The following is an 8,062-nucleotide window of genomic DNA, read 5'->3' as shown; positions in this document are numbered from 1 at the left end:
CGATTTATGATGAAATAAATAAATTGGAGAAAACAGAAATAGAAGAATTTAAGTATTATAAATATGAGGAGAAATTCAGACCATGGATTCTATTGGCAGGGGCATTACTTATTGTTGAATGGTTCCTGAGAAATACGCTCTTCAGAAGTTTTATATAAAATATGATCCAGTTAGACGAGAAAATATATTTCTATCTTTTGTCCATTATTCCGGTAATGGTCGTTATTTATGTATTGCTTCAAATTTGGAAAAAAAGGACTCAAAAGAAATTTGCAACTTCTGACCTATTGAAAAGACTATCCCCAAACAAATCTAATTTCAAATCCGTATTAAAATTAATTTTCCTGATAGTAGGGCTTTCATTTTTGGTTTTGGGTCTGGTAAACCCAAAAATTGGAACGAAATTGGAAACAGTAAAACGAGAAGGAGTTGATATCGTCTTTGCTATTGATGTTTCAAAAAGTATGTTAGCTGAGGATATTGCTCCAAACAGACTAGAAAAATCTAAACGCCTGGTTTCTGAAATTATTAATCAATTGGCAAGTGATCGAATAGGTATAATAGCATACGCCGGTCAGGCTTTTCCTCAGTTGCCAATAACCACAGATTACGGTGCGGCCAAAATGTTCCTTCAAAGCATGAATACAGATATGCTTTCATCACAAGGAACCTTTTGATGATGAGGAGCAAACGAACAGGGTTTTGTTCATTGTTTCAGATGGCGAGGATCATTCCGAGGGTTCAACCTTAGACGCTGTTGAATTGGCCGTTGGAGAAGGAATAAGAATATTTACCATTGGTGTTGGAAAGACTAAAGGCAGCCCAATTCCTATCAAAAGAAATGGTATAGTAGAAAGTTTAAAAAAAGATTCACAGGGTGAAGTGGTTATCACTAAACTAAATGAAGATATCTTAGAGGAAATTTCCGACGAGGGTAATGGGGAATACGTAAACGGATCAAATACAGAAGATGCTGTGGACTTCATCAAAGAGCAATTAAATCAAATGGACAAAAAAGAATTTGAAGCCAAACAATTTGCCGAATATAAAGACCAATTTCAATGGTTTCTGGGCATTGGACTTTTGTTTCTATTTTTGGAGGTTTTTCTGCTAGACCGAAAAACCCAATGGCTTAAAAAAATGAATTTGTTTAATGAGAAGGAAATTCACTAAAATGAAAAAGATTGTTTTATTTGCATTTTTAATAAGCACTGCAGTTTTTCCGCAGGACGATTTGAAAGAAAAAGCAAAAGCGCTTAAAGCTTCAACAGATATAACCTTTGAAGCAAATTTGGAATTAGCTGATAACGATTTTATTGATGCGGAAGTGAATTATAGAAGAGCCATCTCCAAAAGTAATGAGAATACGGCGGCCCCATATAATTTAGGAAATGCTTACTATAATGAAGAGAGTTTTTCAGAGGCTTTTGGCCGATTCAAGCAGGCAGGAGAATTGACATCGGAAAAACCTGTTAAGCATAAAGCATTTCATAATATGGGCAATGTATTTATGAAGAACAAAGAATACGCCAAAGCAGTCGAAGCTTATAAGGAAGCGTTGCGTAATGATCCTTCCGACGAAGAAACCCGTTATAATCTGGCACTGGCTAAAGAACTTCTAAAAAAAGATAAGAATAATCAGAATAAAGACGATAATAAGGAGAATAAGGATCAGGAAGAGAAAAAAGACAAAAACCAGGATAAACAAGACCAGGGAGATAATAAAGACGAGAACAAAGGCGATCCCAAAAACGAAGAAAAGGACAAAGAGAGTAATGAAGGAGATAAAGGTGAGCAGGAAAAAGAAGAAAATAAAAAAGGGGATGGAGATGAAAAAAAAGAAGAAAAAAAGCAGCCAGAACAGGGAGATCAACAACAGCAGAAACAACCCAGACCAAACCAATTGTCTCAACAACAAATAAAGAATTTGCTTGAGGCAATGCAAAACGAAGAGAAAAAAGTTAAGGAAAAAATGGATGCCAAGAAAGTTAAAGGTGTCAAAACAAAAAATGAGAAAGATTGGTGATATTTAATAAACCTAAATATTATATAATTTGTATTTCTTTTCTATTTCTGGTTTCTAATCAGATAATGGCGCAAGACAAAGAAGCCATTACTTTTGAAGTAAAACTCAGTAAAAGTAAGTTGGGAATAAATGAGCGTTTGCGGGTAGATTTTGCCATGAACAAAGATGGAGATAATTTTACTCCTCCTGATTTTCAAGGTTTTAGAGTACTCATGGGGCCCTCTCAATCTATTAGCTCTTCATGGATAAACGGTGTCAGAAGCTATTCCAAAACGTATTCTTATACCCTTGCACCTACCGCCCAGGGTAAATTTGCTATTAGGCAGGCAACCATTACCATAGACGGAAAGATATACAAATCATTATCAAAAAGTGTAGAGGTTACTGCTGCAGTAGATAAACCAAATGATCAGATGTCTATAGATGATATTGCAGATGATAATTTACATTTAGTAGCAGAAGTTTCTAAAACTTCGCCTTATCTCAATGAGGCTATCAGTGTTGTTTACAAATTATACGTAAGTCCTTCAATTAATGTTTCAAACTTTCGGCCGCTGGACAATCCTAAATACAATAATTTCTGGAGCCAGGATATGCCTTTTACCCGATACGATGTTCAAAATGGCACCTATGAAGGTAAGGCTTATCGTTATGTAGTTCTTAAAAGAGTCGTGCTCTATCCTCAAAAGAATGGTCAATTGACCATTGAGCCACTTTCTTTAGATGTAACATTGGAAGTACCTTCCAAAAAACGTGATTTTTTTGGTGGCAGAATATATACTCAAACAAATAAAACCGTGTCTGCCGGAAAGCGTGTGATAAATGTAAAACCCTTACCATCTGAAGGCAAACCCGCAGATTTTAGTGGTGCAGTTGGTAGTTTTGATTTTTCTGTTTCGACAAGCAAAACAACATTAAATGCTTCAGAGTCGTTACAAGCTACAATTACTGTAAAAGGGAATGGCAACTTAAAACTTTTTCAGTTACCTGAACCTTCGCTTCCCGGAGCTTTAGAAGTTTATGAGCCCGAATTTAATGAAGAGGTGAGAACCACCTTATCAGGTATGAACGGTAAGGTGAGCAATAATTATACAATAGTACCTTCATTCAGAGGTAAATATCCTATCCCTGGTATTTCATTCAGTTATTTTGATCCGGAATTAGAGAGTTACAAATCAGTGACTTCAGATGAAATTATGATCAATGTGATGGAAGGCCCACTAGGATCAGGGGCAATAGCAAGTGGCCCTTCCTCAGTAAATAAGCAGGCGGTTATTGGCTCAAATGATCAATTTAATTTTATTAAACTTAAGCCCAATTTAACCGTAATTGGCACAAATTATTTTTTTGGTTCTACAAGGTTTTATTTTTGGTTGTTTTCACCCTTTTTGCTCATCCCAATTGCGGTGTTGTTTGGAAAAAGACGGGAAGCCATAGCTAGTGATATAGCCGGCAATAAAATAAAAAAAGCTAATAAACTGGCAAGGAAATATCTCTCTGAGGCCAAAAAAGCATTAGGTAACAAGGATGCATTTTATATTGCACTTGAAAAAGCTTTGCACAACTATCTGAAAGCAAAGCTAAAAATAGAGACCTCTGAGTTTAGCAAGGATAAAATAGCTTCTCTATTATCTAAAAAAGAAATAGATGAGACAGCTATTCACGCTTTTGTAGATCTGCTCAAAAATTGTGAAATGGCCAGATATAGCCCTTTTTCCGATGTTCAAATGCAGCAGGATTACAACAAAGCCAGTGAAACAATTTCATCAATAGACAAAAAACTTTAGCCATGAAGAATTTAATCGTCTTATTGTTGATTTTGTTTTCATTCACAGCTATTGCACAAAACGATGCTCTTTTTAACAGGGCAACAACGTATTACAATGAAGGTGATTATGTAAAAGCCTCTGAGAACTACTTTAAAATAATAGAGAACGGTGAGCACTCGGCAGCTGTTTACTATAATATAGGCAATTGCTACTACAAATTAAACCAGATAGCGCCCAGCATTTACTATTATGAAAAGGCTTTATTACTTAAACCTAACGATAGGGAAATCAAAAATAATCTGGCCTATGCTCAAAACATGACCTTAGATGCTTTTCAGCCACTACCAGAGACAAGTCTAACGAAGTTGTATAAAAACATCACGGGATTGCTCTCCTTTGATCAGTGGTCCTATACAGCTGTTTTTTTTGTATTCCTGTTCGTTCTGGCCTATATATTATTTTATTACTTTAGATACTCCACCCACAAGCGAATAGCTTTTATCACTAGTATTGTTTCTTTCTTTATTGCGGTTTTTTGTATCGTATTGGCATTGGTTCAATTCCAGGATTTTGAAGCAGACATGCCAGCCATCGTTTTTTCTGAAGAGCTAATAGTAAAATCTGAACCAAATAATAGAAGTTCACAGGCCTTCCTTTTACATGAAGGAACTAAAGTATATGTATTGGATGAGCTAGATGATTGGAAAAAAATAGAACTGAAAGATGGGAAAACAGGTTGGGTGCCTTCAAATGAAATTAAATTGTTGAAAGATTTTTAATTTTTCTTTAACAAATATAACCGTAGTTCCATCTATATTTGCATTTTAACCAAATTCAGAATGATAAAATCTGCCATTTTAGCTTCACTTATATCTATATGGTTGTTTGCGGTATTTGCACCATCTATTGTTTCATTGGTAAATAATGAGGATGGAATTTTTATTTCTGTAAACTTAAATGAAGAGAAACAACAAGAAGAGGGTAAGAAAGACGACAGCGAAGAAAAAACATTACTTGAATATTGGCTAACACAAATGCATATCTCTCCGCTGGAAAGAACATTTCTTTCAGATCAACTTGAGATAATTATTTCTTCCCATGCAATCGAAATTCCATTACCTCCACCGGAATTTTTAGCCAAACAAGCATAATCTCTTTACAAATTTATTTCTAATCAACCTTTAATTATTTATTAAAGGCAATATATTTTTTATTATGTTAAGATATTTGAAAAACGACATACCCGCCAGTATTGTTGTATTTTTTGTTGCACTTCCATTGTGTCTGGGAATTGCACTAGCCAGCGGTGCACCCTTATTTTCAGGATTAATAGCAGGTATTGTAGGAGGCATTATCGTAGGCGCTCTTAGCGGATCACAGATAGGTGTGAGCGGCCCCGCTGCCGGATTAGCAGCAATAGTTTTGACTGCAATTGGCGCATTAGGAGGTTATGAAAACTTTTTAGTGGCTGTCGTATTGGGTGGTGCCATTCAAATCATATTCGGTGTCCTTAAGGCCGGTATTATCGGCTATTATTTTCCATCTTCTGTTATTAAAGGAATGCTTACTGGTATTGGAATCATTATAATTCTAAAACAAATCCCTCACTTTTTTGGATACGATGCAGACCCGGAAGGTGATTTTGCGTTTTTTCAGGTAGATGGAGAAAATACCTTCTCGGAGATATTTAATGCTCTGAATTTTATAAGCCCGGGAGCTACAATGGTAGCTTTTCTTTCCCTTGGAATATTAGTCCTTTGGGATAATTTTCTTACCAAAAAGGCTAAAATTTTTCAATTAATTCAAGGGCCCTTAGTAGCAGTATTCGTCGGGATTCTATATTATAATTTAACAAAAGATAGTGCCATATGGAGTATCACTGCTGATCATCTGGTAAGCGTACCTATTCCTGATACGCTGGATTCATTTATGGGTCAGTTTAGTTTTCCTAATTTTCAGGTTATAGTTCGACCCGAAATATGGATCACGGCATTTACACTTGCCCTGGTAGCAAGTTTAGAAACACTATTGTGTGTGGAGGCTACAGACAAATTGGATCCGCACAAGAATGTAACCCCTACCAATAGGGAATTACTTGCACAAGGTACCGGGAATATTATTTCAGGGCTTATCGGAGGCTTGCCAATTACCCAGGTAATAGTAAGGAGTTCTGCAAATATCCAGTCAGGAGGAAGAACAAAAATGTCTGCAATCATTCATGGTTTCTTTCTTTTAATCTCTGTTATTCTCATCCCCAGACTGTTGAACATGATACCTCTCTCAGTTCTGGCAGCCATTTTATTCATTGTTGGTTATAAGCTTGCTAAACCTGCCCTATTCAAAAAGATGTATGACTTAGGTTGGAAGCAGTTCATTCCGTTTACGGTTACTGTTTTAGGAATTATATTTACCGACTTGCTTATAGGCATTGGCCTTGGACTTGCTGTGGGAATTGTGGTAATTTTAATCAAGAGCTATCAAAATTCTCATTTTCTTCATATCGAGGATATAAGCAATGGCAAACATAGAATCAAAATAACGCTTGCAGAGGAAGTTACTTTCTTTAACAAGGGTGCCATTTTGAAGGAGTTGGATAGCCTACCGAGAGAAACATTTTTAGAACTAGACGTTCGAAAAACAAGATACCTTGATAATGATATCATTGAAATCTTGGATGACTTTGCATTTAAAGCAAAAGAAAGAAATATTGACATTCATTTAATCTCTGAAAGAGGTGTTGTCGAAAATCCAAATAGTTTTTTGGAGTTTTTTAGATTAAGGCCGAAATCAGCATAAATCCTATATCATGAGAAAATATAAAATAACTGTACTAACAGACCTGGAGAGAGACGCAGGTGCAACCCTTAAAAGTGCGATTGGACTCGCAAAAATTATCGATGGTGAAATTGAAGTTTTTAGTGTTGAAAAGGCTTCTGAAATTGTGCATAGTGAAAATCAATTATCCGCCATGAGATCTATTAACAGTGGGCATAACTCATTTCGCAAGAAAATGAAAAATTTAATTGCCCCCATATCAGAACAGTACGACATCCGAATTGATTCTTCTTTTTCAATTGGTAATATCAAAGGTGAAATTGGTCAATATATTGATACAAAAAAACCTGATATAATTGTCTTAGGTAAAAGGAGAGAAAAAGTGCTAAAATTCGTAGGTGATAGCATTATTCCTTTCGTTTTAAACAAATTCAAAGGAGTAATCTTGATTGCAAATAATAATAGTGTAATTGAGCCAAATAAAGAAATAGTCCTAGGGGTATGTTTAATAATTTGGGGGCAGATTTCAATCTGGATTTTGCAGAAGACTTGATAGAATATTCGCATCAACCTTTAATATCTTTTAAGATTGCACAAAATTCAGATGTTTCAGAAGGCTCAAATAAACCTTCAAACAGAAAAACCATTGAATATGTTTTTGAACAGGGTGATGGAGCAATAAGAGGTATTTCCACTTATTTAGTCAAAAATAAAATCGATGTTTTGTATGTCGATAGATTTAAAAGGCGAAACGGTAAAAAAATAAATACATTAAAGTCGGACATTAATAAAATCATTGATAAACTTAATGTAACTTTATTGTTGACCGGTGAAGAGCGATATAATTTGAAGTAGCTCAATAGTAAACCAGAAAAATAATATGATGAAAGCACATACAAAAAATACACAAGCAGCAATTACACCGAATAAAGCCATAGAACTATTAAAAGAGGGTAATCAACGCTTCGTTGCCAGCAATATGGCTAATCGTGATTTATTAGATCAAGTAAATGATACGGCTTCAGGTCAATACCCTTTTGCAACGGTCTTGAGCTGTATTGATTCAAGAGTTTCGGCAGAGCTTATTTTTGACCAAGGTGTCGGCGATATTTTTAGCGCGCGAGTCGCAGGTAATATTGTAAATGAAGACCTACTGGGAAGTATCGAATTCGCCTGCAAGTTAGCGGGCACAAAAGTATTGGTTATTCTTGGCCATACGGCTTGTGGAGCAGTAAAAGGTGCCTGTGATGGTGCCAAATTAGGTAATCTTACGATTTTGTTAGACAAAATAATGCCGGCAGTTAATGCGGTTTCCCAGCCATCGGATGCTGGACAAAGAAATTCTAAAAACATAGATTTCGTAAACGACGTTGCCGTCAAAAATGTTCATATGACCATTGAAAACACTCGAAATATGAGTCCCGTATTAAAGGAAATGGAGGACAATGGTGAAATAAAAATAGTTGGAGCGATGTATGATATCAACAACGGA

8 protein-coding genes and 2 pseudogenes are annotated in these 8,062 nt (G+C 35.6%); all 10 read left to right on the top strand.

Going from position 1 to position 8,062, the window contains the following annotated elements:
• Positions 1-158: pseudogene (locus Q0X66_RS15140) on the top strand (aerotolerance regulator BatA); the annotation flags it as partial.
• A 3-nt stretch (positions 159-161) separates the two neighbouring features.
• Positions 162-1,173: pseudogene (locus Q0X66_RS15135) on the top strand (VWA domain-containing protein).
• A gap of 1 nt (position 1,174) precedes the next feature.
• Entirely contained in the window at positions 1,175-2,026 is an 852-nt protein-coding gene (locus Q0X66_RS15130) for a tetratricopeptide repeat protein (protein WP_297707823.1), read from the top strand.
• A 65-nt stretch (positions 2,027-2,091) separates the two neighbouring features.
• Positions 2,092-3,813 carry a BatD family protein gene (locus Q0X66_RS15125; protein WP_297707821.1) on the top strand — a complete coding sequence of 574 codons (1,722 nt, stop codon included), beginning with the start codon at positions 2,092-2,094 and terminating at the stop codon, positions 3,811-3,813.
• Positions 3,814-3,815: 2 nt separating this feature from the next.
• A complete protein-coding gene (locus Q0X66_RS15120) occupies positions 3,816-4,574 on the top strand; it encodes a tetratricopeptide repeat protein (RefSeq protein WP_297707819.1) in 759 nt (252 codons plus the stop codon).
• 60 nt (positions 4,575-4,634) lie between these two features.
• Entirely contained in the window at positions 4,635-4,946 is a 312-nt protein-coding gene (locus tag Q0X66_RS15115) for a hypothetical protein (protein ID WP_297707817.1), read from the top strand.
• Between the two features lie 64 nt (positions 4,947-5,010).
• Positions 5,011-6,591 carry a SulP family inorganic anion transporter gene (locus Q0X66_RS15110; RefSeq protein ID WP_297707815.1) on the top strand — a complete coding sequence of 527 codons (1,581 nt, stop codon included), beginning with the start codon at positions 5,011-5,013 and terminating at the stop codon, positions 6,589-6,591.
• A 10-nt stretch (positions 6,592-6,601) separates the two neighbouring features.
• A complete protein-coding gene (locus tag Q0X66_RS15105) occupies positions 6,602-7,123 on the top strand; it encodes a hypothetical protein (protein WP_297707813.1) in 522 nt (173 codons plus the stop codon).
• Positions 7,072-7,425, top strand: coding sequence for a hypothetical protein (locus Q0X66_RS15100; protein ID WP_297707811.1), 354 nt, complete (start codon positions 7,072-7,074; stop codon positions 7,423-7,425). Before Q0X66_RS15105 ends, Q0X66_RS15100 begins: the two co-directional genes overlap by 52 nt.
• A gap of 28 nt (positions 7,426-7,453) precedes the next feature.
• On the top strand, positions 7,454-8,062 hold a 609-nt coding region (locus Q0X66_RS15095; protein ID WP_297707825.1), incomplete at its 3' end, for a carbonic anhydrase family protein.

Source organism: uncultured Eudoraea sp., from assembly GCF_947260015.1.
Classification (GTDB): domain Bacteria; phylum Bacteroidota; class Bacteroidia; order Flavobacteriales; family Flavobacteriaceae; genus Eudoraea.
The sequence above is the reverse complement of the archived record's forward strand: the minus strand, read 5'-3'. Positions and strand labels throughout refer to the sequence as shown.